The following is a 20,363-nucleotide window of genomic DNA, read 5'->3' as shown; positions in this document are numbered from 1 at the left end:
CCGCCTTACCGGTCCCTAAAACAAGCCCGCGTCAAACCATGCCATTGAACTCGTTCCCGAGCACGTAGAGTGCCAGCGCTATGACCTGCGCACACTCCCGCTTTATGATTTCGACTACGACGATCCTGGCGTGGAGGATAAACCCACGCCGGAAGAGTACACCGATTTCCGCAACGCCATTAAGGAAGCGGATGCCATTTTGTTCGTCACTAGCGAGAATAACCGGACGATCCCGGCGTGTTTAAAGAATGCCATCGATATTGGGTCCAAGCCCAATTCCGATGTCGCCTGGAAGAATAAGCCAGCTGGCATCATCAGCCACTCCGTCGGCCGCATGGGTGGCTATTCTTCCCACAAGAATGTGCGCCTAGCCTTGTCCTACTTTGACATGCCGATGCCCGGTCAGCCTGAGGTATTCTTGGGCAATTCTCCCCAGCTCATCGGCGAGGATGGAAAGATCGCGCCTCCCAGCACCATCGATTTCGTGCGGGACTACCTCGAGCGTCTTTTAGCGTTGGTACCTGCAGCTCCGCAACACTAGGATCTACATCCTCCTAGCAGCGAGGCGGTTAATCCCAGTATTCCGTGGCGCAGAGCGCGATGCCGTGCGCCCGGATTTCCTGGCCCGCCTCAACTGGGGCATCAACGATGAGCGGGAGCCCGTCGATTTCGCATACCCAGAACTCCCCTCCCCCAAATTCATTGGTCCTGTTCTCGACGTTGTTCACGGTCCCCGCTAGCTCCACCTGCGGGTTGAGCAGGCTGGGCTTGTAGTTCTGATAAAACCGTTCCGTGGCTGGGGAGCGCAGCGAAAACTCCGCCGGGTCCGTTAATTCATAGTCCAGCGCAACGACCGCGGGCCGCACGCGGCCGCGCAGTTTTTCGCCGCCCACGGGGTTGCCGGTGGGTAGCGTGAAGGGGGCATCGCTAAGCACTGCCCACCGCAGATCTTCCATTTCTAAGATGCCAATAAATGGCATGGCGCGATAAAGCGTTGCCTTAACCTCTTCCCCGCCCCGGAATGACGGCAACACGGTCCACTCCCCCTCGTACTCCATCGCCGTGACGGCTATGCCGGAGGGATCCGCATAGTAGAGCACTTGATCAAAAGCAGGCGCATCCCACAGGGTCCGCTCTGCGGGAAGCTCCGCGATGAGCTCCTCGGTGCCTAGGAAATCGAATCCGCAGACGCTAAAAAGTTTATCCATGTCCGCCATCATAGACAGGCGTCTGCCCTACAGGAGTCGCGGGCGGTCTGAAAATAGTCCGGTGTTTACTTACTAGTGACTAAATATAGAGACAATCAACCGAATATTAATACCAATAAATAGGTTATAAAAAGCGAAGTACATGCGATTAAACGAGCAAAAGTATGGCGCACGAAAATTATTGGTACGGTGAATCCAAGACGTTTAATAATGTTGAGGATTGATGGGTCAACTGCGGCAATCGATACAGGGTTGAGTAATCAACTGCGCAGGGTATAATGCCAATTAAGTCAGAAGCTAAAGGGAGAGATGCCGTGCGCGCAGAGGAAAGTGCGGCGTGGGCGGATTTTGTAGCAATGCAGCGGGCGCTGCATAAGGAGTTGGCCAACGCGCTGCAGGAAACTGCGAATGTGAGCGAGGCCGATTATGCGGTGTTGGCCGTCCTGCAGCGCCGCCGTGGGCAGAGCACCCGGCCGCACGAGTTGGCCGCGGAACTTGGGTGGGAGAAATCGCGCCTGCACCGACAACTGGTCCGGATGGAGGGGCGCAAGTTGGTGACGAGGCGGCACGCGGAGGAGTTAGGACCCCGCGCTATTGACGTCACAGTGACGAAAGTCGGCGGGGAAGCATTCGCCACAGCACTGGAGAGCCACACCGCGAAGGTGGATGACAAGGTGGTCTCCGTCTTGACGGGAGAGGAATTGCGGCAGTTGGGTTCCATCTCAAGAAAAATCATGCGCGGTTTAACGGGCGATACCTAGACCCCAAGGAGTCAATCGCACAAGGAAGGCACCCCGTCACTGATGGGGTGCCTTCCTAGTTTTGAATCCTAAAGACTAGGACCTTAGGAAATCTTCAGCACCGTGCGGCCGTGGTGGTTGCCGTTGATGAGCGATTGCGCTTCCTTTACCGCATCTTCCAGGGGAAGGGTATTGGTCAAGGACTCCAGGATGGACAGGTCCAGGGTGCGGGCGAGGAGCTGCCAAGCATTCTGGCGGTAGTGCAGCGGGGCATCGACGGAGTTCACGCCGGCTAGGTGTACGTTGCGCAGGATGAAGGGCATGACGGTGGCGGGCAGGTCGGGGCCGCTGGCCATACCGGTGGCGGCGACGGTGCCGCCCCACTTGGTACGGGCCAGGACATTGGCCAGCTCCTGGGAGCCGGAGGTGTCCACGGCGCCAGCGTAGATGGCCTTTTGTAGGGGCTTGCCCGGCTCGGTGAATTCGGCGCGGTCAATGACCTCATGTGCGCCGAGCTCGTAGAGGTAGTTGGCGTAATCGTCGGGGCGGCCGGTCATGGCGTGGACCTCGTAGCCAGCATTGCGCAGAAGGTTGACGGCAATGGAGCCGACGCCGCCGGTGGCACCGGTGACGAGAACGGGGCCCTCGGGAAGCCCGCGCAGCGAGTTAACGCACAGCGCCGCGGTGTAGCCGGCGGTACCGACGGCAGCTGCCTGCTCCGCGGTGAAATCCGCAGGCAGGGCAACGGTGGCGCGGGAATTGACGCGCTGCTTCGGGGTATAGCCGCCGTGGCGGAATTCGCCAAGGCCGTCGCCAAAGGAGGCAACCAAGGTGCCCACCGGCAGTCGCTGCACATTGGAATCGGATACGGTGCCGACCACATCAATGCCGGGCACCAGTGGGTTGGTGCGGACGACGCCGGGATCACCGGTGATCGCCATCGCGTCCTTGTAGTTCAGCGAGGAATAAGAGACGTCAACGGTCAGGTCGCCCTCGCCGAGGAATTCTCCATCCTCAAAGGAGGTAGTGACAGATTTGTCTTCGTTACGGGTAACAAGTAGCGTGCTCATGCTCACCATGGTACGTGAATTGTGATGCAAGCATTTTTGGGCGGCTAACGAGCGGGGGAGCAGAGCTTGGCGATGTCCGCAGCGGTCTGCTTGGCAAAAGGGCTCACCCCGGTAATCGTTGCGGAACCGGGGCCCGTCCACGTTCCGTAGCCGACGAGGAAGAGGCCCTCGACGGTGGGGGTGCGGCCATCGAGAAGCGTGCGGAAAGGCCCCAGCGCCGGGCGGAACCCGGTGCACCAGATGAGGTGATCTGCCTTCACCTCATCGAGGCTGGAGAACATGGGGGAGGACTTAAGCAGTCCCTCATCGCGGGCGCGCTTGACGGGAGGAACAACGACGATATCGCCCAAGTTGGTATCCGCGCCGGGATCGGGCTCGCCGCGCATCATGGCATTGAGGCGGGCGCGGTTGCGCTGGAAAAGCACGCGGCCGTCAACGTCATCGGGCATCCACCGCGGCGGCTTCGCCGTAAACCACGTGGTATCTACGCCAGAGAGCACAAGCTCTGCGGCAATCTGGGCCCCGGAGTTGCCTGCCCCAACGACGGCGACGGACTCGCCACGGAAGGGATCGGGCCCGGGGTAGACCGCCGAGTGCCATTGCCGCCCGGCAAAGGAACCGGGGTAGTAGGGGATAAACGGCGAGGACCACGTGCCGGTAGCCGCGACCACGGTGCGCGCGGTAAAAAGCTCATCATCGGTAATGACATGAAAGCGCTCGCCATCGTGGGTGACCTCTTGGACCCGCACCGGCCGGCGTACGGGCAGGTCATAGCGCTGCTCGTAGCGGGTAAAGTAATCGATGACGTGGCTGGCGGGCGGAAATCCGTCGTGGTGGGGCATCGGCAAGCCGGGCAGGTTGGAAGAGGCGCTATTGCTAAAGAGCGTGAGCGATGGCCACGCGTGGCGCCAGGCCGCGCCGGGGGAGGGCTCGGCATCGAGGATCTGGAAGTCGAGTCCCTTCTTGCGTAGGTAATAGCTGGTGGCCAGGCCGGCTTGCCCGCCGCCGATAACGATGGAATCGAGCATTAAATGAGCTTTCTTTCGCGGGCTACGGTCACCGCGGCCGTGCGGGTGTCCACGCCCAGTTTTTGATAGATGTGAATGAGGTGCGTCTTCACCGTGGCCTCAGAGATAAAGAGCTGATTGGCCAGCTCCTTATTGGAGGAGCCGGTCGCAAGGGCACGGAGGATTTCCAGCTCGCGGGTGGAGAGGGACTGCTCCGGCTGGCCCACGCGCTGGGCCAAGAGGTTGACCACCTCTGGGGCGAGGGTGCGCTGGCGCGCGGCGGTATTGAGCACGGCTTCGTGCAGCTCTTCCTCGGGCGAGTCCTTGAGCAGGTATCCCATCGCGCCGGCCTCCACCGCGGCCAGGATATCGGCCTGGGTGTCATGGGTGGTGAGGATGAGCACGGGCGGGCCGCCGGCCTCGGTCAGCTTTTTGGTGGCGGTGATGCCATCGACGCCCGGCATCTGGATATCGCAGACCACGACGTCGACCTCGGGGGCGTCATCGGCAAAGAGCTTGTTCACGTCCGCGCCGTTATCGCCTTCCATGACCACGTGGACATCGGCAAAGGTATTGAGTATCGCGCGCAGCCCGGCGCGGACGACGGGGTGGTCATCGATAAGCATGACGTTAACCATGGGGCTGCTCCTTGAGGGGGATTCTAATGGCAAGGGCGGTGCCGTCGCCGGATTCGAGGCTCAGGGAGCCACCGACGCTCTCCACGCGCTGGGACAATCCTTGCAGGCCAAAGCCGCTATCGCCGCCGTGGCTCGGGGGCTCGACTACACCGTGCCCATTATCCACGACGTCCAGGGTGACCGCATCCTCAAAAAGGCCCAGGGTGACCACCGCGCGGGAGGCGTGCGCGTGCTTGATCACGTTATTAAGGCCCTCCTGCGCGGCGCGCACGACCACCTGCTTGATATCGCCGGGCACGCTCCCGCTGCCGGAAACGACGAGGTCAAAGGTGGTATCGTCGCCCAGTGCCTCCGTGCGTCGGCGCATCTGGGACAGGATGGAATCCAACTGGGTCTCCAGGCGCTCATCGGGCCCGGCGAGCTCGCGGACGAAACGGCGGGCCTCGGCCAGGTTCTCGCCCGCGGTGTCCTCGATGACGGCGAGCTGTTCATTCTTGGTCGCTAGGTCATCGGTATTCCGGGCGGCGCGGGATAGCAGCAGGATGGAGCTCAGCCCTTGGGCCACGGTGTCATGGATATCCCGGGACAGGCGTTCGCGCTCTTCCAGGCGCCCGGCTTGGTGCTCGCTGGCAGCCAGCTCGGCCTGGGTTTCGTGCAGCTGCTTGGCGATGTCCCTGTGGTGCACCGCCTCCGCCTGCAACCGGCGCTGGATATAGAACACGCCCGCGGCAAAGGTCGTGCCGATAAGCGGCCCGATGGCCGCGGCGATGGACCAGCCATCCGGATGCAGCCACGCCGGAATGAACGCGGCCGCCGCCCACAGCACTGTGATGGAGATAAGGCCTGGCCACTTGGGCAAGGCGCGCAGGAAGACGAAGATGAGCGGGAACTCGAGCCACATGAAGTCCTGCGCGTGGACCATCAGCCCCAACCAGAGCAGGCACAACCCGGTGAGCCAGAGCCAGGTGGGAAGCCAGCGCGCGGCCGCGTACACCGCGGCTAGGCCGATGGCCAAAAGGATGGCGCGGGCATCTAGGCGGTCATCGATATAGGCGCGGGCCACACCGAAAAGCAGCAGGAACACGAACATGGCGTGTAAGCCCCAGAGCCATAATTTTTGTCCAGAAAACACAATTTTCTACAGTAACTGCCGGAGGGTGGATGAGGGATCAACCAGTTGGTTGACTGGAGGTTCAACTAGGCCGCCGATTACTTCTGAACTGCGCAAAGGGACTATAGAAGTATGTTCTTAGCTATTCGTGAAATCACCGCAGCGCGCGGCCGCTTCGGGCTCATCGGCCGCACCGTGGCGCTTATTACCCTGCTCTTGGTGATGCTTTCCGGCCTGACGGAGGGCCTATCCAAGCAAAATACCTCGGCGCTTGAGGCCGTGGCGCAGGAATACCCCTATGTCAGCTTTTCTACTGAAGAGCCCGCTTATAACGAGTCCGAGATCAAAGAGGAAGACCTTTCCGGCGAGGCGATTGCCTTGGGCACCGCGCAAACCAAATTGGAGGGCGAGGGCGCGGTAGGCGTGATGGGCTTGCCGGCCGGTACGACCATCCCTAATACCAAAGCCACCATCCCGGAAGATGGCGCCGTCCTGTCTGACACGATTGATGCCTCCGGCACCGTGAATATCGGCGGGGTAGACCTTTCCGTAGAGGGCACCGTTGCCGAAACGCAGTTTTCCCACTCGCCGGTGGTATGGGTATCTACCCAGACTTGGCAGAAGGTAAGCCACGCCCCAGAGGGTGTGGTCGGCACGCTTGCCCTCCATTCCGAAGAGGTCCCCGGCTCGGTCGAGATGTCCGATTCCTTCTCCGGCCTGCCCGCTTATCAGTCCGAACGCGGTTCGTTGCTGACTATGCAGGGCTTCCTTTACGGCATCTCCGCGCTGGTCACCGTGGCCTTCCTGACGGTGTGGACCCTCCAGCGCACCCGCGATCTCTCCATCCTGCGCGCCCTGGGCGCCTCGGTGCGCTATCTGCTGCGCGATGCCCTGGCCCAGGCCGCGCTGATTTTGGCCGCCGGCACCATCCTCGGCGCGTTCGTCGGCTGGCTGCTTGGCCTGCTGGCCTCCGGCACCGTTCCCTTCGACGTATCCGTGCGCACCATCATTGTTCCCGCGGTCGGCATCTGGATCCTGGGCATGGCCGGTGCCCTGGTCTCCACCCGCCGCGTAGCCAAAGCCAACCCCCTCGATGCATTGGGAGGAAATGCCTAAAATGTCCACCGTTCTTGATATTCGCGACGCCACCGTCACCTTTCAGGACGGCACGACGACTACTACGGCGCTTGATAATGCCACCTTTAGCGCCGACTCCGATACTCTCACCGCAATCGTGGGCGAGTCCGGTTCCGGTAAGTCCACGCTGCTCTCCGTCGGCGCCGGGCTCATCACTCCGGACTCCGGCACCGTAGAGGTCAACGGTACGAACTCCATCATCTTCCAGCAGTCGAACCTGTTGTCCGCGCTCAAGGTGCGCGATCAGCTGCTCATCATGGACCACATGGCCGGGCGCAAGCTGCGTAAGGATCGGGCCGATGAGCTGCTAGAATTCGTTGGTCTTAAGGGCATGGGCAATCGCCGCATCGGCCAGCTTTCCGGCGGCCAGGCCCAGCGCGTCAATATCGCGCGCGCCTTGATGGATGAGCCGAACCTGCTGCTTGCCGATGAACCCACCTCCGCCCTCGACTCCCACCTTTCCCAGGAAATCATCCGCCTGCTGCGCGATATTACCCAGGAGATGCATACCGCCACGGTGCTCGTGACGCACGATCGCTCCCTACTCACCTTCGCCGACCACGTGGTTGAGGTCAAAGACGGCCGCGTGAGCACGCAGGACGCTATCGGTGCATAACGAGCAAGCGCGCGATGGACTGGGGCATCGCCGCGGCGATCTGGGAAGCGGAACAAATGCCAAAACCATCGGGGGTATGCGCCGCGATGGCGGCCGCGTGCTGGTGTAGGGCGGCGGCGTGGAGGATCTCCATAATGATGTACTCCGCATCGGCCTTCTCGTGGTCTACCTGCGCGATGGTGGCGCCGAGGATGCCGGATAAAACATCGCCGGAGCCGGCGGTGGCCGCATAAGAGTGGCCGGCATTCATCCCATAGATGGACTGGCCAGGCGCGGTCACCGTGGTGATTCGGCCCTTGTGCAGGACAAAACAGTCCAAGTCCTCGGCGAGCTCGCGCTGGCGCGGGCCCACGCCCTCGCTGAGATCGAGCTCGCGGCCGCAGGTGGCCTCGTAGAGGCGGCGGAACTCGCCGGCGTGCGGGGTAAGGATGACCCGCGGGTGGGCGCGGACGCTATCGCGCAGCTCGGCGCTTTGGGCGAGCAGCGTCAGGGCATCGGCATCCAGGATGGTAGGCAGCCCGCGATCCAAGACGGCGTGGAGCTCGCGGGCTGCTGCTTCATCGGTGCCGCGGCCAGGGCCCACCACCCACGCCTGGGCATGCACCTTATCCTCGGCGCTCGCGTGGGGAACCACCTCGGGTAGGTGGGGGACCACGGCATCGTTATCTATCACCCGCACCATGGAGGGCGTCGCGCGCACCGCCCCGGTAGCCGCTAGGATGCCCGCGCCGGGATACGCGTTGCTACCAGCACAGATGGCGGTGACCCCGCCGGTGTATTTCGTGCTCGAAGCGCGGGGAGTGGGGTCCACGATGGGCCCCGTGCAACCCACGGGCTTGGGGGCGGTGACGTGGCCGAGGTGGGCATCGGCAAGCACGGGGTCCGCAGGCCACTGGAAGGGGAGATCGATGGTGGGCTCGTTGGCGATATAGCCCGCCGGCTCAGCCGTGGCCGTTAGTTCCTCCGCAAAGGAACGCGGCGCCTTGGGCAGCTGCAGATCGCAGAGCACGACCGTGCCGCATTCCGGGGCGAAGATATGGCCGGCGCGCGCCCAACCGAAGCTCGCGGTAATCGTGGCCTCGACGGCATTATCCGCGGCCACGCCCGTATCGGCGTTGATGCCAGAGGGGATATCCACCGAAAGCACCGGGATATCGTGCTGCTTGGCCGCGCGGTACGCGGCAAGGCCCACACCGCTAAGCCCGCGGGTGGAGTTGAGGCCGACGACGGCATCAATAAGCAGCCCCGTAGCCTCCGCGCGCGGTTGCTCCGTAATGGTCCCGCCGGCAGCAGTAAAGGCCTGCAGCGCCGGGTCGTGCGCAGCATCGGCGACGAGGAGCGCGTCAACGCCATAGCCCTCCTCGGCGAGGAAAGCGCCTGCATAAAGGCCATCGCCGCCATTGCCGCCAGGTCCGGCGAGGAGGGTGATGCGGTGAGGCGCAGGGCCCGTCAGCATGGATTTCGCCGTGGCGGCAACGCCCCTGGCGGCCAAGCGCATGAGCTCATCATCGTGGCTCTGCTGCGCGAGGAGCGCGGATTCGGCGGAACGAACGGCGGATACACTATAGGCAGGTCGCATGCCCGCCACTATAGGCCTTAAGCAGCGGATTGGCAGGTAGGGCACCAGGAGAGGTTTCGGCCCTCCATTACTTGTTCCGCAATCGGCGTGCCGCAGACATAGCAGGGCAGGCCGGCGCGCCGGTAGACGTAGACTTCGCCGCCGTGATCATCCTTGCGCGGGTCGCGCCCCATGGCCTCGGGGGAGTGCTCGGCGCGCACGGTATCGATGCGGCCGTGCTCCACGCCGTAGTTCATGAGCTCTACCAGGTCTTTCCAGATGGCGAAGAATGTTTCACGGGAAACATCCTTGCCAGGGGTGAAGGGGGAGAGGCAGGCGCGAAAGAGGGCCTCCGCGCGGTAGATATTGCCCACACCGGCATACAGGTGCTGGTCCATCATGAGGGAACCTATGCTGCGGCGGGATTTGCTCACCTTGGCCCACAGGGCTTTTGGGTCGGCATCGGCGCGGAGCGGATCCTGGCCCACCTTGGTTAGTCGCGCCCGGTAGTCCTCCTCTGTAAGTAGCAGGCAGAATTGGGGCCCGCGCAGTTGCGCGGCTTGCGCCCCATTGTCTATGCGTATGCGGATTTGCCCGCGGGTTTCCTCGCGCGGTTCGAAGCTGAGCTTGCCGATGAGCCCCAGGTGAATATAGAGGATATGCGCCGGGTTGGTGGCGGTGAAGTGCACGAAGAGGTGCTTGCCGAAGGCCTCTGCGTGGTCGATTTCTGTACCGTCCAGGATGGCCGCCTCGGCGGCGAAGCGGCCTTGCGGGCTGGTCACGCTGAGCGGCATCCCGCGATAGTCAGTGTTGAGTGTGAGGGCTAGGCGGTGGATCACGTGACCTTCAGGCATGACTTCAGTGTAGTGAAATAGTTGGTCGCCCCCAACTAGGGTGCGTGGCGCCGGGGGATGAAAAAGAGTAAACTCGAAGCGCGGATTGATTTTATTTCTATTGAAGGGTCGATAAATCATGACGCATAAAATCGGTTTTGACCGAGAAAAATACATAGAGCTGCAGTCAAAGCACATACAGGCCCGCCGCGAAGAAATCGGCGGAAAGCTCTATCTGGAAATGGGCGGCAAGCTTTTCGATGATATGCACGCCTCCCGAGTGCTGCCGGGCTTTACCCCGGATAACAAGATCGCCATGCTGGAGCGCATCAAAGAGGACATTGAAATCCTCCCGTGCATCAACGCCAAAGACATTGCCCGCCACAAAGTCCGCGCTGATTTAGACATCCTGTATGAAGACGACCTCCTGCGCTTGGTGGACGTATTCCGCAGCCGCGGCTTCTTGGTTGAAAACATCGTCATGACCCAGGTGGAAGACGGAAATGCGCAGGCAGAAGCGTTCATCGAAAAGCTCGAGCGCCTCGGCCTCAAGGTAGCTCGCCACCGCGTTATCCCTGGCTATCCCACGAATACGGATCTCATTGTGTCTGAGGATGGCCTTGGCAAGAACGAGTTCGCGGAAACCTCCCGGGACTTGGTCGTCGTGACCGCCCCAGGTCCTGGTTCCGGCAAGCTCGCCACCGCACTATCGCAGGTCTACCACGAGCACCAGCGCGGCAATAACGCTGGTTACGCCAAGTTTGAGACCTTCCCCATCTGGAATCTTCCCCTCGAGCACCCGGTTAACCTGGCCTATGAGGCAGCCACGGTGGATCTCAACGATTCCAATATTATTGACCACTTCCACTTGAGCGCCCACGGCGAATCCACGGTCAACTACAACCGCGACGTTGAGGCCTTCCCGCTGCTGCGGACCCTGCTGGAAAAGCTCACCGGCACCACGCCGTATGAATCGCCCACGGACATGGGCGTGAATATGGCCGGCTACTGCATTACCGATGACGCGGTCTGCCGCGCCGCCGCCCAACAGGAAATCATCCGCCGCTACTTCAAGGCCAAGGTGGAAGAAGCCCGCGCCGGGCTGGGCGATGAGCAGTCTGAGCGCGCCGCCGTCGTCATGGCAAAGGCCGGCATCAAAGCCGATGACCGCCCAGTAGTGGGCCCGGCCCGCAAGCGCGCGGAGGAAACCGATGGACCCGCCTCCGCAATGCAGCTTCACGATGGCACCATCATCACCGGCCGGACCTCCCCGCTGCTGGGCTGCTCCGCGGCGATGCTGCTCAATGCCCTCAAGTACTTAGCCGGCATCGATGACGATACCCACCTGCTCTCGCCGGAATCGATAGAGCCAATCCAAACGCTCAAGACGAAGCACTTGGGTTCTTCCAATCCCCGCCTGCACACCGATGAAGTGCTCATCGCGCTGTCCGTATCCGCCGCAAAGGACGAGGATGCCCGCATGGCGCTGGAGCAGATCAAGGAACTTTCCGGCTGCGATGTCCACACCACCACCATCCTGGGCTCGGTGGATGAGGGCATCTTCCGCAACCTTGGCGTGCTTGTGACCTCAGATCCGGTCTTCGCCCGCAAGAAGGCGCTGTACCAGAAGCGCTAAGGAATTGGGGATCTTTCCGGTAGCGGGCCTAAGATTATGGGCGTGACTATCGGCAAAGTTCTCCTATATTACTGCTTTACCCCCATTGAGGATCCCACCGCCGTCATGCTATGGCAGCGCACCCTGTGTGAGTCCTTGGGCTTAAAGGGGCGCATCCTCATTTCGGAACACGGCATCAATGGCACCGTTGGTGGCGACATGGATGCCTGCAAGCGCTACGTGCGTCAAACCCGTGAGTACCCAGGCTTTAAGCGCATGCAGTTCAAGTGGTCCGATGGCGGAGCCGATGATTTCCCGCGCCTATCGGTTAAGGTGCGCGATGAAATCGTGGCCTTTGGTGCCCCAGGCGAGCTGAAGGTAGATGAAACCGGTGTCGTCGGCGGCGGTACACACCTCAAGCCGGAAGAGGTCAACAAGCTGGTAGAAGAGCGCGGCGATGAGGTCGTCTTCTTCGATGGGCGCAATGCAATGGAAGCAGAGATTGGCAAATTCAAAAATGCCGTCGTGCCGGATGTGCGCACCACCCATGATTTCATTGAAGAGCTGGAATCCGGCAAATACGACTGGATGAAGGACAAACCGGTCGTCTCCTATTGCACCGGCGGCATCCGGTGTGAGGTCCTTTCCTCCCTGATGAAGAATCGCGGGTTCAACGAGATTTATCAGATTGATGGTGGCATCGTGCGCTACGGCGAAAAGTACGGCAATGATGGCCTGTGGGAAGGCTCCATGTACGTCTTTGATAAGCGCATGCACCAAGAGTTTGGCCAAGGACTAGAGGATCCGGGCTTTATCCAATTGGGCCACTGTGTGCACTGCGGCAAGGGCACTAATACCTTCCACAACTGCATCAACGAGGACACGTGCCGCCAGCAGGTGCTCATCTGTGATGACTGCATCCAGCATGTAGAAACGCAGCATTGCGGCCGACCAGATTGCGCCGAGGTGGCAGCAAAATTCGTCGACCAAGATTCCAAGGCTTGATTAGAAATTGCTAGGTACTGTAAAACAGGCGCGAGATCGCTAGATGCAGCGCCCAGCAGATGCTTTGCTTCGTCTTTGCGTGGACTGAGTGTTAACCAAAGTGGTAATAAAATTTTACCACCATTTTACTTGCTGCAAAGTACTTTCAAGTATGTTGATTTTTATAGGTCCAGCTTTGGCCGTTGCGCTGCAGAGATCGTACGCATCGGTGGCAGGCGGGCCTAAGGTTTTCACATTCGACTTGAGGAGTTTAGTTTATGCCCAATATTAAGATGAAGGGGGGCGCGTTGCCGCGGCTGCACTCGTTGCCCTAGGTGCGATTTCTGTTGCAGTTCCGTCCGCCGTTGCGGCTGAACAAACTGATGAGACGGTGAACGCGGTTAATGATGCTGTTGGAAAAGAATTGCCTCCCGAGGTTGCTAAGCAATTGGATGAGTGGGCAGCATCTCAGAATCTTGATCTCGATGCCGAATTTCAAGAGGAACCTGTAACTACATCTACCGAGACTCAAAAGGCTCTTGCTGATAAGCACATTGTAATGTTCAACCGAGCAGGGGTTGAACCCCCACCGGGTTATGTGTATGACCCTTCAAAGGGAAGTCTGAATGACTATTGTACGAAGTCTCCCGATCAGTTCCCCGCTCCTGGCGACAATGCTGATTTCTCTGGCGCATGCACAAAGCACGACATGTGCTACGGAGCCCATCAGGATCCCGGTGAGCGTGTGGGCTGCAATGTTCAACTAAATAAGGACATGGTTCATATTTGCCAGAGCGTTTATCCAAACGCTGCCGATCCGCGTAGGGGAGGCTGTCTTTCTACTGCAGCAACCTATTTTGCTTTTGTCACTGCAGCTCATCCTAGCCAGTGGAACCCTACGATTTCGGGATAAGAGAAGCAAAGGAGAGTAACTATGGCAAGTGGAAAACTCCGTCCGCTTTGGCCTGAATTGGTGGCGGCTGTCTTAGGGGTGGCTCTCGTTCTTATGGCCCCAGTCAGAATCGGTTGGATCGGCACTGTGGTCATTATTCTATCTGCGGTTTCCGCAATTACCACGTTAATTCTCTCGAAACAGTCCGCGAAAGTTCAGTTGACAGGAATGATCATCGGCATCATTGCCATTGCAGTCGGTCTGTTAATCGGTTCAAAAAATGATGGGCAAACTGCGATCTTCTCGCCGGCCCTTGTTTGGGTACTTGGTGCGGGACTAGTGATGTCGACCCTTTGTACTTTGATAGCTCGAAATTTGAAAGTTAATTCAAAGCAAACAGCTTAGGATTTTGAGTCTTTTCTCCGGCGGCCTCGTCTACCTATCTAGCATAGTAGGCGGGGCCGCTCTCGTGCTTACTGACTGGGTGGTTAGGTGTTTGTAGAGGACAGTCGACTTAGAGAGTCAGTACCCATGACTGGTTACGGTCAACATGCAGTGCAAACGCAGTTGGCAGCCCAGCTAGCCAAGCAGGAGAGCTAGTCGCGCGCCTTTTCCTTGTGGAAGGAGTCCCACCACCACTGTTGCCACGCGGTGGCGTGTGGGTTGCCTGGCGGATAGGTGACGCCACCGGGCGTGTGTAGTTCGGTCACCGGGCTAATGCCGTGCAGCGAGTTGAGGAACCACAGGGGGCATTCGGTGGTGAGCTCCGGGGGGGGGGGGGGAGCGGGCGTGTTTCGGTCCGTATGCATAGGGCCGCGGCGCGCCGGGTGACCTGGTGCAGCGTGATGCTGGGCAGCGCCGTCCCGGTGGGGAGGACAAGAGTCTCTCCTCCCAAGCGACGAGCGCGCCGGTGGTAGTCTCCATCATGGCACCGGTGGAATCCACAATGATGGTGTCATCGGTGCCGTCTACCTGATACTCGGCACGGTAGCGTGCCCGTGCTGGGAAATCAGGGCCCTTGACTAACGGCTGCGAGCAAGGGTCGGGAGCATGTGCATAGGATAGCCGGGTGACTGGGCGCGCTGGGGGAGCGGGGCGAATATCCAGGCGCAGTTGTCCGGCGGCTAGCGAGATACGGGGAAAAAGATCGCCCGGGGGCGAAGAGCTGCAGCATCGCAGGAACGAATCCCGCGGGAAGCGGTCCGGCCACCGACTCCAAGCGCCGGAGGTGAAGGTGAAGGCCGTTTGAGTGGGCGTCGCCAAGCATCCGCCAGGAATCCGCAACGTCGAAGGGGCCGGGGTGGGGTTGGTGCGGAATAAAACTGCCGTCGTGCCAGAGATAGGTGCTCATTGCCATGCCCCTAATACGGACTGCGCTTTGAGGTTGCGCTCTTCTAGCTCGGCTATTGGATCCGAATCCAAAACGATGGCCCCGCCGGCCCCGATAGTGACCTCACCGCCCGCGCGTACGGTCGTGCGAATGACCACGCTGAGATCGGCTTGTTCATCAAAACCCAAGTAGCCCACCACGCCAGAGTAGACCCTGCGCGGGCTGGTCTCGAGCTGATCGATGATTTCGCAGGTGCGCAGCTTTGGCGCGCCCGTCATCGAGCCAGGAGGAAAGGTCGCGCGGAGAGCATCTACTGCGGTGGTACCGGTTCGCAGTTGTCCAGTTATGGAGGACACCAATTGATGAACCGTGGCATAGCTTTCTACCTGCATCAACTTTGGCACGCGCACGCTGTCGAGCTCGCATACTCGGGAAAGGTCATTGCGCAGCAGGTCCACGATCATGAGGTTTTCGGCGCGCGTCCTCAGGTCCGTGGTCAACAACGCAGGATCTTGGTCGGCGGAGATAGTGCCTTTAATCGGCTTGGCCTCCATCTCACGCCCGTGCACGGTGAGGAAGCGCTCAGGCGAGGCACTGCACACTTCTACGCCATCGAAGACGAGGTGCGCGGCATAGGGAGCGGGATTGCGCGAGCGCAGTTGGGGGTAGAGCTCCCCCTCCCCTCGGCCGTGGCCGAGTAGGTATCGGTTAGGCAGACCTCGTAGCTCTCGCCGACGTGCAGGAATCCTTGGGCGCGCTTAATCCGCTCCAGGTAGCCGGGGCTGCGCCAGGAGCCCGCGCTGAGCGACGCCCCGCTGCCTTCCCCAGTGTCCTGTAGCCCATCCGCGCCCAAGGCGGTTTCCAATCGGTCCAGCAGATCTTCAGCGCTGTTGCCAGCCAGGCAGCACAGATGCGCGGTTTCTGCCTGGTGGTCATAGACGATAAAGGATCGCGGACGCACAAAATAAGCATCTGGGTAAGGGGAGCGGTGGCTTAACGCAATGGGCAGGGTGAGCTGGGCGCACTCATAGGCTAGGTAGCCGATAACCCCGCCGGTGAAGGGAAGTTCTGGGGCGTTGGTGACGCGGGTAGCGAGCTCACGGTCAAGGAGGGCGGGGATATCGGGGGATTCGCCAAGCCGGTAGCGGAAGGAGCGGCTCAACGTACCGGCGGTATCACCGAGGATGGAATAGCGCCTGTGGGGATCCGCGGAGTCGAGGAAAAGGCATCGTCGCCTTCGGCGCGCAGGGTGGCAAAGACACGTGCGCAGTCTACCGCGCCGGGAATCTCGCGGTGGAGCAGGCGAAACCCACCCAGGAAATTGCGCATGATCTGCCTCCCATAGTGGGTGAGCACCGACTCGGGATGGAATTGCACGCCCCAGTGCGGCAACCCATCGACCTTGAGCGCTTGAATGACGCCATCCTCGCTGCGGGCATGAACGGTGACACCGAAGACCTCGTCAATCTGCAGGGAGTGGTAGCGCACTACCTCGAAGTTTTGCGGGATTCCAGCAAAGATTCCCTCGCCCGAGTGGCTAATGGTAGAGACAAAACCGTGGCGCGGCTGCGGCGCACGAGAAACTTGGGCGCCGGCCAACAGGCCCAGCCCTTCGTGGCAAAGGCATACGCCCAGCACCGGAATCTCGGCCGAGGTTGCGGCGGCAATGACGGCTCAGGCAGCACCGAAATCCTCCTCCCGTTCAGACCTGCCCGGACCAGGAGAAATCACCACATGAGAAAACTCGCCCGCACGGACGCGCTCGGGGAGCCCCTCCGCCTCACCGGCAGCGACGACGAGTGGCTCGCAGCCTGCTACCTCCGCGATGAGGTGGGCGAGGTTAAAGGTATAAGAATCGTAATTATCAAGCAGAGGGATCATCGGGAGGTGGAATTTCTCTAGGTGGTGCCCGAATCCATGAGGAAAAGCTGGATATCGCTAATAGCCCAGATCATGAAATTGAAAGCTACCACCCAAAAGATCGCCATCCAGCTACGCCAGCGCAGGTAGCGGCGCAGCTTGCGCACCATAATGATCGCGCAGCCAATCATGCCCAGCAGTGGGATGATCATGGTGGAAATGGCAAAGAAGTTTCTTTGGCCTTCGGTACACAGCCAGCTTGCGGTGCCGTCCTCGCACAGGGGTCCGCCGGTAAGGCGCGAAAAGAGCGCGACGCCGAAGCCATATAGCGCGGAGATGACCAGCACGGACACCATGTACCAGACGGCTTGGCGTGTGGAGCGCCGGTTGGCGGCGGCTACCTCGACGGGATCGGGCTCGTCTGCCAAATCATCGAAGCTTTGCGGCTCGGGCCGGCGCAGGTTGGCATAATCGGCGTCGGTCGTCAGGTCGTTTTCGGGGTGCTCTGGGCGCGAGCTCATACATCAAAGCCTAGTCGGTCGCGGGGTGAATGAGTACCGGTACGCGAATATGAGGGAGCAACTCGGTTGCGTTAGAACCCAAAAAGACCCGCGCGATGGGGCCTTGTGGGGTAGAGGCCATCAACATTAGATCGCCCTTTTTCCACTTGAGCGAATCAACGGCACCGGACCACCCGGCCCCGGAACCGATCTCAGAGGAGACCTCGAGCTCCGGGTAAGCATCTTGGATGCGGTCGCGAGCCCGGTCGAGCATTGCTAACGAATCCTCGTGCCACTCGGCGGTGAGCTTTAGCGCAATATCGCTTTTATCCTTCGACGGGGAATTCAGCAGGTCATTCGCTGAGAAAGCCAAGATGCGCAGGGGTAGATCCCAGCGATCCGCCAGCGCGGCTGCACCCAATAATTCCCTATCCGCACGGTCACCGCGCTCCGTAATGACAAAAATAAAGCGGGTCACGCCGTGTTTCGATAATTTGGCCTTGCGCGGGATAAGCCCTAAAGATTGTGGCGAGTAGTGCAGGAGGGTATCCGCAGTTGAACTGGGGAAAAAGCGGCCCTTGGGCGCGGCCTGGTTGGGGCCTAAAAGTATGAGATCAGCCTGAAAATCCTGGGCCATCTCAGTAAGGAGCTGGGGGCGGGAAGGGCCATCGACAAGCACGGAGGGCGTATCGTCCCAGTACTTTTCCGGGATACCTGCCTCCGTCAGGGCCGCAGCGGTGGCTGTCGTGCATGCTTGCTTTTGCTCTTTAAACCATTTTTTGTATTTCCCGCCTAGCTTGGACAAGGACGTCGTGGTCCACGGTTGGAAAACCGTGGAAATAACGCGCACCTCTATCACCGCGGTGCGCGATAGCCATGCGGCGAAGTCGAGGGGTTCCGTACCGGAAGAGGAAGGACTCCACGAAATGAGGATGCGCAACGGCTCTTTGGCCGAGCCTTTATGCAGGGTCGGCAGCAGCGGTTGGTTAGATTTTTTGCCCATAGAATGAATAAGTATGCGAAAGCTTAATGAGTACTAAAGCTCATTATCGTCTGTTGCGGCCGCAAAACTAAAATTGCATGTGGCCGTAAGCTCGCTACTCGCTATCCATGGTGGGGCGGTAGACATCCGCAAGCTTGGAAATGACCGCGCCCATCTCGCGGGCGGTGGCCAAGTCCTCGGGCTCGAGCCACCGCATAATCTCCGCAAGGGCCGCGGCGCGTTGCCCGGAAACTATGGCCAATTCGGACTCGCCCAGTTGGGTGAGCGCGACCAGCACGCCGCGGCGATCTTCTTCATCGCGGTGGCGTTCCACGAACCCGCGGCGTTCTAGTTGATAGAGCGCGTTGGACGCGGTGGGCATGCGGATAAGCTCTGCCTGGGCGATGGTGGATACGCGGGAAGGCCCGCGCAAGCGCAACTGGTTCATGATGGAGACCTGCGAGGTAGTCAGCGATGAACCCTCTGCAGTGCGCTGGAAAATAAGAATTAACTTATTGAGCGCCGGTTGGATGTCCCGCGCTACCTCTACCGCGTCCTCGTAGTTGGACGGGGACTTCGTTGGGTCCGTCTCATCATGGTGTTGCGTCATAGAACTAAATTCTATCGTGCCCTACCGCCTGGCGGTAGTATCGCGACGAAAAAATTAGCTTCCCTTAATAAAATCTTCCAGCTCATTGCGCGCGACATCGTCGCCCTTCTGCACTGGAGGGGACTTCATCAGGTAGGAGGAAGCGGAAAGTACCGGTCCGGCAACCTTGCGGTCCAAGGCGATCTTGGCGGCACGGACGGCATCGATAATGATGCCGGCGGAGTTAGGGGAGTCCCAGACCTCGAGCTTGTACTCCAGGTTCAGCGGGACCTCGCCGAATGCGGAACCCTCCAAGCGGACATAGGCCCACTTGCGGTCATCCAGCCACTCCACGTAGTCCGAGGGACCGATGTGGACGTTGCGGTCTGCGCGCTTGCCAGCAATAGGGGAATTGTGCACGTTGGAGGTCACGGACTGGGTCTTGGAAATCTTCTTAGACTCCAGGCGCTCGCGCTCCAGCATGTTCTTGAAGTCCATGTTGCCGCCCACGTTGAGCTGCATCGTGCGGTCCAAGCGCACGCCGCGGTCTTCAAAAAGCTTCGCCATAACGCGGTGGGTAATGGTGGCACCAACCTGGGACTTGATGTCATCGCCCACGATGGGCAGGCCGGCGTCTTCAAACTTCTTGGCCCACTCTGGGTCGGAAGCAATGAAGACCGGCAGGGCGTTTACGAATGCGCAACCAGCGTCGATAGCGGCCTGGGCGTAGAACTTATCCGCCTCTTCGGAACCAACCGGCAGGTAAGAAACAACAACCTCGGCACCGGCCTCGCGGAGGGCAGCTGCGACATCGGCAGGAGCTTCATCCGATTCCGTGATGGATTCCTGGTAGTAACGGCCCAGGCCATCCATGGTGGGGCCGCGCTGAACGGTGACCCCGAGGTCTGGGACGTCTGCGATGGTGATGGTGCAGTTGCGGGAGCTGCGGGTAGCCTCCGCAAGATCCTTGCCCACCTTGTCTCCATCGACGTCGAAGGCCGCGACGAACTCAATATCGCCGACGTGGTAAGGCCCGAACTGGGTGTGCATCAGGCCAGGAATATTTTCCTCTGCTGCGGCGTTGCGATAAAACTCCACGCCCTGAATAAGGGATGTGGCGCAGTTGCCGACGCCGACGATGGCGACCTTTACTTTGTCAGACACACTATGCTCCTTTATAAATTCGTTGCTGTGTGGTGCCTGCGCAACGTTAGGCCAGAAATTATGCCTGGTGGTAGCACGACGGCATATGGATCGATCAAGAAGAGGAAATTAAGATAATGCGGGTGAATTCCGTTGCCTTTAAGCACGAGCTTTCTCACGAATGGGAGCGCACCCAACACGTCCGCGAATACCGCGCCGGGCACTTGGGGCGCGATGAGGTGTGTGACGCGGACTTCCTCCTCCGGGCCGCCGCCGAGCACCACGGCCGCACCATGGATAAGCCCTGCCCGGTCTGTGGGGAGGACCTGCGCCTGACCCGGTGGGTATACGGCGAGAGCCTAGGCCGGCGCGCCGGGAGCGCCCGTAGCGAGCAAGAAATAGCGGAATTTGTTGGTGAAGGCCTGGAATTTACCGTGCATGAGGTGGAGGTCTGTCGACACTGCCGGTGGAATCATTTGTTGCGTTCTGCAACGGCTTTTAACGCGTGTTAGTTTTCGACGCACCGCCTTAGGCAGTAAGCTGCAATTAT

General features: G+C 60.2%; 19 protein-coding genes and 2 pseudogenes. 9 read left to right on the top strand and 12 right to left on the bottom strand.

Annotated features, from left to right (window positions below; translation table 11 throughout):
* Nucleotides 1-31 precede the first annotated feature (31 nt).
* Nucleotides 32-541, top strand: a pseudogene (locus tag ACLI1Q_RS11705) (NADPH-dependent FMN reductase); the annotation flags it as partial.
* A 28-nt stretch (nt 542-569) separates the two neighbouring features.
* Here ACLI1Q_RS11705 and ACLI1Q_RS11700 read toward each other — a convergent pair.
* Nucleotides 570-1,208 carry a hypothetical protein gene (locus ACLI1Q_RS11700; protein ID WP_284772240.1) on the bottom strand — a complete coding sequence of 213 codons (639 nt, stop codon included), beginning with the start codon at nt 1,206-1,208 and terminating at the stop codon, nt 570-572.
* 314 nt (nt 1,209-1,522) lie between these two features.
* Between ACLI1Q_RS11700 and ACLI1Q_RS11695 the strand changes: the two genes are divergently transcribed.
* Nucleotides 1,523-1,969 carry a MarR family winged helix-turn-helix transcriptional regulator gene (locus tag ACLI1Q_RS11695; protein WP_284772239.1) on the top strand — a complete coding sequence of 149 codons (447 nt, stop codon included), beginning with the start codon at nt 1,523-1,525 and terminating at the stop codon, nt 1,967-1,969.
* Between the two features lie 83 nt (nt 1,970-2,052).
* Here ACLI1Q_RS11695 and ACLI1Q_RS11690 read toward each other — a convergent pair whose 3' ends face one another.
* From ACLI1Q_RS11690 to ACLI1Q_RS11675, 4 genes are read right to left on the bottom strand one after another with little or no spacing between them, the layout of a single operon-like run.
* Nucleotides 2,053-3,027, bottom strand: a complete 975-nt coding sequence (locus ACLI1Q_RS11690) for an MDR family oxidoreductase (protein ID WP_284772238.1) — start codon at nt 3,025-3,027, stop codon at nt 2,053-2,055.
* 35 nt (nt 3,028-3,062) lie between these two features.
* Nucleotides 3,063-4,046: an NAD(P)-binding domain-containing protein gene (locus tag ACLI1Q_RS11685; protein WP_284772237.1), complete on the bottom strand. Its 984-nt coding sequence runs from the start codon at nt 4,044-4,046 to the stop codon at nt 3,063-3,065.
* A complete protein-coding gene (locus tag ACLI1Q_RS11680; protein ID WP_411697007.1) occupies nt 4,046-4,663 on the bottom strand; it encodes a response regulator in 618 nt (205 codons plus the stop codon). The genes ACLI1Q_RS11685 and ACLI1Q_RS11680 overlap by 1 nt, the downstream gene beginning before the upstream one ends.
* Nucleotides 4,656-5,753, bottom strand: a complete 1,098-nt coding sequence (locus ACLI1Q_RS11675) for a sensor histidine kinase (RefSeq protein WP_284772235.1) — start codon at nt 5,751-5,753, stop codon at nt 4,656-4,658. The genes ACLI1Q_RS11680 and ACLI1Q_RS11675 overlap by 8 nt, the downstream gene beginning before the upstream one ends.
* Nucleotides 5,754-5,906: 153 nt before the next feature.
* Here ACLI1Q_RS11675 and ACLI1Q_RS11670 point away from each other — a divergent pair, with 153 nt between their 5' ends.
* Together ACLI1Q_RS11670 and ACLI1Q_RS11665 are read left to right on the top strand one after the other, a co-directional pair.
* Nucleotides 5,907-6,890, top strand: a complete 984-nt coding sequence (locus ACLI1Q_RS11670; protein ID WP_239269598.1) for an ABC transporter permease — start codon at nt 5,907-5,909, stop codon at nt 6,888-6,890.
* A gap of 1 nt (nt 6,891) precedes the next feature.
* Entirely contained in the window at nt 6,892-7,527 is a 636-nt protein-coding gene (locus ACLI1Q_RS11665) for an ABC transporter ATP-binding protein (RefSeq protein WP_239269599.1), read from the top strand.
* Here the strand turns inward: ACLI1Q_RS11665 and ACLI1Q_RS11660 are convergent.
* The gene (locus tag ACLI1Q_RS11660) at nt 7,514-9,106 is read right to left on the bottom strand and encodes a bifunctional ADP-dependent NAD(P)H-hydrate dehydratase/NAD(P)H-hydrate epimerase (RefSeq protein ID WP_239269600.1); all 1,593 of its coding nucleotides are present in this window, start codon (nt 9,104-9,106) and stop codon (nt 7,514-7,516) included. The two genes, ACLI1Q_RS11665 and ACLI1Q_RS11660, sit on opposite strands and share 14 nt — an antisense overlap.
* 17 nt (nt 9,107-9,123) lie before the next feature.
* Entirely contained in the window at nt 9,124-9,939 is an 816-nt protein-coding gene (locus ACLI1Q_RS11655; RefSeq protein WP_239269601.1) for an Fpg/Nei family DNA glycosylase, read from the bottom strand.
* Nucleotides 9,940-10,057: 118 nt separating this feature from the next.
* On the opposite strand from ACLI1Q_RS11655, the gene ACLI1Q_RS11650 reads away from it, so the two are divergent.
* From ACLI1Q_RS11650 to ACLI1Q_RS11635, 4 genes are all read left to right on the top strand, one after another.
* Entirely contained in the window at nt 10,058-11,554 is a 1,497-nt protein-coding gene (locus ACLI1Q_RS11650) for a DUF1846 domain-containing protein (RefSeq protein WP_411697006.1), read from the top strand.
* Between the two features lie 42 nt (nt 11,555-11,596).
* Nucleotides 11,597-12,538: a rhodanese-related sulfurtransferase gene (locus ACLI1Q_RS11645; protein WP_239269603.1), complete on the top strand. Its 942-nt coding sequence runs from the start codon at nt 11,597-11,599 to the stop codon at nt 12,536-12,538.
* Nucleotides 12,539-12,908: 370 nt separating this feature from the next.
* Nucleotides 12,909-13,430, top strand: coding sequence for a hypothetical protein (locus ACLI1Q_RS11640; RefSeq protein WP_411697005.1), 522 nt, complete (start codon nt 12,909-12,911; stop codon nt 13,428-13,430).
* A 21-nt stretch (nt 13,431-13,451) separates the two neighbouring features.
* Entirely contained in the window at nt 13,452-13,814 is a 363-nt protein-coding gene (locus ACLI1Q_RS11635) for a hypothetical protein (protein ID WP_239269605.1), read from the top strand.
* Between the two features lie 942 nt (nt 13,815-14,756).
* Here ACLI1Q_RS11635 and ACLI1Q_RS11630 read toward each other — a convergent pair.
* The 5 genes and pseudogenes from ACLI1Q_RS11630 to ACLI1Q_RS11610 all read right to left on the bottom strand — a co-directional run bounded on the left by ACLI1Q_RS11630 (nt 14,757) and on the right by ACLI1Q_RS11610 (nt 19,834).
* Nucleotides 14,757-16,620 (bottom strand): annotated as a pseudogene (locus ACLI1Q_RS11630) (chorismate-binding protein).
* A 17-nt stretch (nt 16,621-16,637) separates the two neighbouring features.
* Nucleotides 16,638-17,120, bottom strand: a complete 483-nt coding sequence (locus ACLI1Q_RS11625) for a hypothetical protein (RefSeq protein WP_239269607.1) — start codon at nt 17,118-17,120, stop codon at nt 16,638-16,640.
* A gap of 10 nt (nt 17,121-17,130) precedes the next feature.
* Nucleotides 17,131-18,102, bottom strand: a complete 972-nt coding sequence (locus tag ACLI1Q_RS11620) for a universal stress protein (protein ID WP_411697004.1) — start codon at nt 18,100-18,102, stop codon at nt 17,131-17,133.
* Nucleotides 18,103-18,196: 94 nt separating this feature from the next.
* Nucleotides 18,197-18,691, bottom strand: a complete 495-nt coding sequence (locus ACLI1Q_RS11615) for a MarR family winged helix-turn-helix transcriptional regulator (protein ID WP_239269609.1) — start codon at nt 18,689-18,691, stop codon at nt 18,197-18,199.
* A gap of 54 nt (nt 18,692-18,745) precedes the next feature.
* On the bottom strand, nt 18,746-19,834 hold the full coding sequence (locus ACLI1Q_RS11610) for an inositol-3-phosphate synthase (protein ID WP_239269610.1): 1,089 nt from the start codon (nt 19,832-19,834) through the stop codon (nt 18,746-18,748).
* A 116-nt stretch (nt 19,835-19,950) separates the two neighbouring features.
* Here ACLI1Q_RS11610 and ACLI1Q_RS11605 point away from each other — a divergent pair, with 116 nt between their 5' ends.
* Complete coding sequence (locus tag ACLI1Q_RS11605) at nt 19,951-20,325, top strand: DUF5318 family protein (protein WP_239269611.1); 375 nt, start codon at nt 19,951-19,953, stop codon at nt 20,323-20,325.
* Nucleotides 20,326-20,363 lie beyond the last annotated feature (38 nt).

It is taken from the genome of Corynebacterium limaceinasi, assembly GCF_046717465.1.
In the GTDB taxonomy this organism is placed as follows: domain Bacteria; phylum Actinomycetota; class Actinomycetes; order Mycobacteriales; family Mycobacteriaceae; genus Corynebacterium.
The sequence above is the reverse complement of the archived record's forward strand: the minus strand, read 5'-3'. Positions and strand labels throughout refer to the sequence as shown.

What these genes read in the sequence shown, in the direction of transcription:
- ACLI1Q_RS11700 (WP_284772240.1), bottom strand. Translation starts at nt 1,208, where the DNA reads ATGGATAAACTTTTTAGCGTCTGCGGATTCGATTTCCTAGGCACCGAG.
- ACLI1Q_RS11690 (WP_284772238.1), bottom strand. Translation starts at nt 3,027, where the DNA reads ATGGTGAGCATGAGCACGCTACTTGTTACCCGTAACGAAGACAAATCT.
- ACLI1Q_RS11685 (WP_284772237.1), bottom strand. Translation starts at nt 4,046, where the DNA reads ATGCTCGATTCCATCGTTATCGGCGGCGGGCAAGCCGGCCTGGCCACC.
- ACLI1Q_RS11680 (WP_411697007.1), bottom strand. Translation starts at nt 4,663, where the DNA reads ATGGTTAACGTCATGCTTATCGATGACCACCCCGTCGTCCGCGCCGGG.
- ACLI1Q_RS11675 (WP_284772235.1), bottom strand. Translation starts at nt 5,753, where the DNA reads ATGTTCGTGTTCCTGCTGCTTTTCGGTGTGGCCCGCGCCTATATCGAT.
- ACLI1Q_RS11670 (WP_239269598.1), top strand. Translation starts at nt 5,907, where the DNA reads ATGTTCTTAGCTATTCGTGAAATCACCGCAGCGCGCGGCCGCTTCGGG.
- ACLI1Q_RS11665 (WP_239269599.1), top strand. Translation starts at nt 6,892, where the DNA reads ATGTCCACCGTTCTTGATATTCGCGACGCCACCGTCACCTTTCAGGAC.
- ACLI1Q_RS11660 (WP_239269600.1), bottom strand. Translation starts at nt 9,106, where the DNA reads ATGCGACCTGCCTATAGTGTATCCGCCGTTCGTTCCGCCGAATCCGCG.
- ACLI1Q_RS11655 (WP_239269601.1), bottom strand. Translation starts at nt 9,939, where the DNA reads ATGCCTGAAGGTCACGTGATCCACCGCCTAGCCCTCACACTCAACACT.
- ACLI1Q_RS11650 (WP_411697006.1), top strand. Translation starts at nt 10,058, where the DNA reads ATGACGCATAAAATCGGTTTTGACCGAGAAAAATACATAGAGCTGCAG.
- ACLI1Q_RS11635 (WP_239269605.1), top strand. Translation starts at nt 13,452, where the DNA reads ATGGCAAGTGGAAAACTCCGTCCGCTTTGGCCTGAATTGGTGGCGGCT.
- ACLI1Q_RS11625 (WP_239269607.1), bottom strand. Translation starts at nt 17,120, where the DNA reads ATGAGCTCGCGCCCAGAGCACCCCGAAAACGACCTGACGACCGACGCC.
- ACLI1Q_RS11620 (WP_411697004.1), bottom strand. Translation starts at nt 18,102, where the DNA reads ATGGGCAAAAAATCTAACCAACCGCTGCTGCCGACCCTGCATAAAGGC.
- ACLI1Q_RS11615 (WP_239269609.1), bottom strand. Translation starts at nt 18,691, where the DNA reads ATGACGCAACACCATGATGAGACGGACCCAACGAAGTCCCCGTCCAAC.
- ACLI1Q_RS11605 (WP_239269611.1), top strand. Translation starts at nt 19,951, where the DNA reads ATGCGGGTGAATTCCGTTGCCTTTAAGCACGAGCTTTCTCACGAATGG.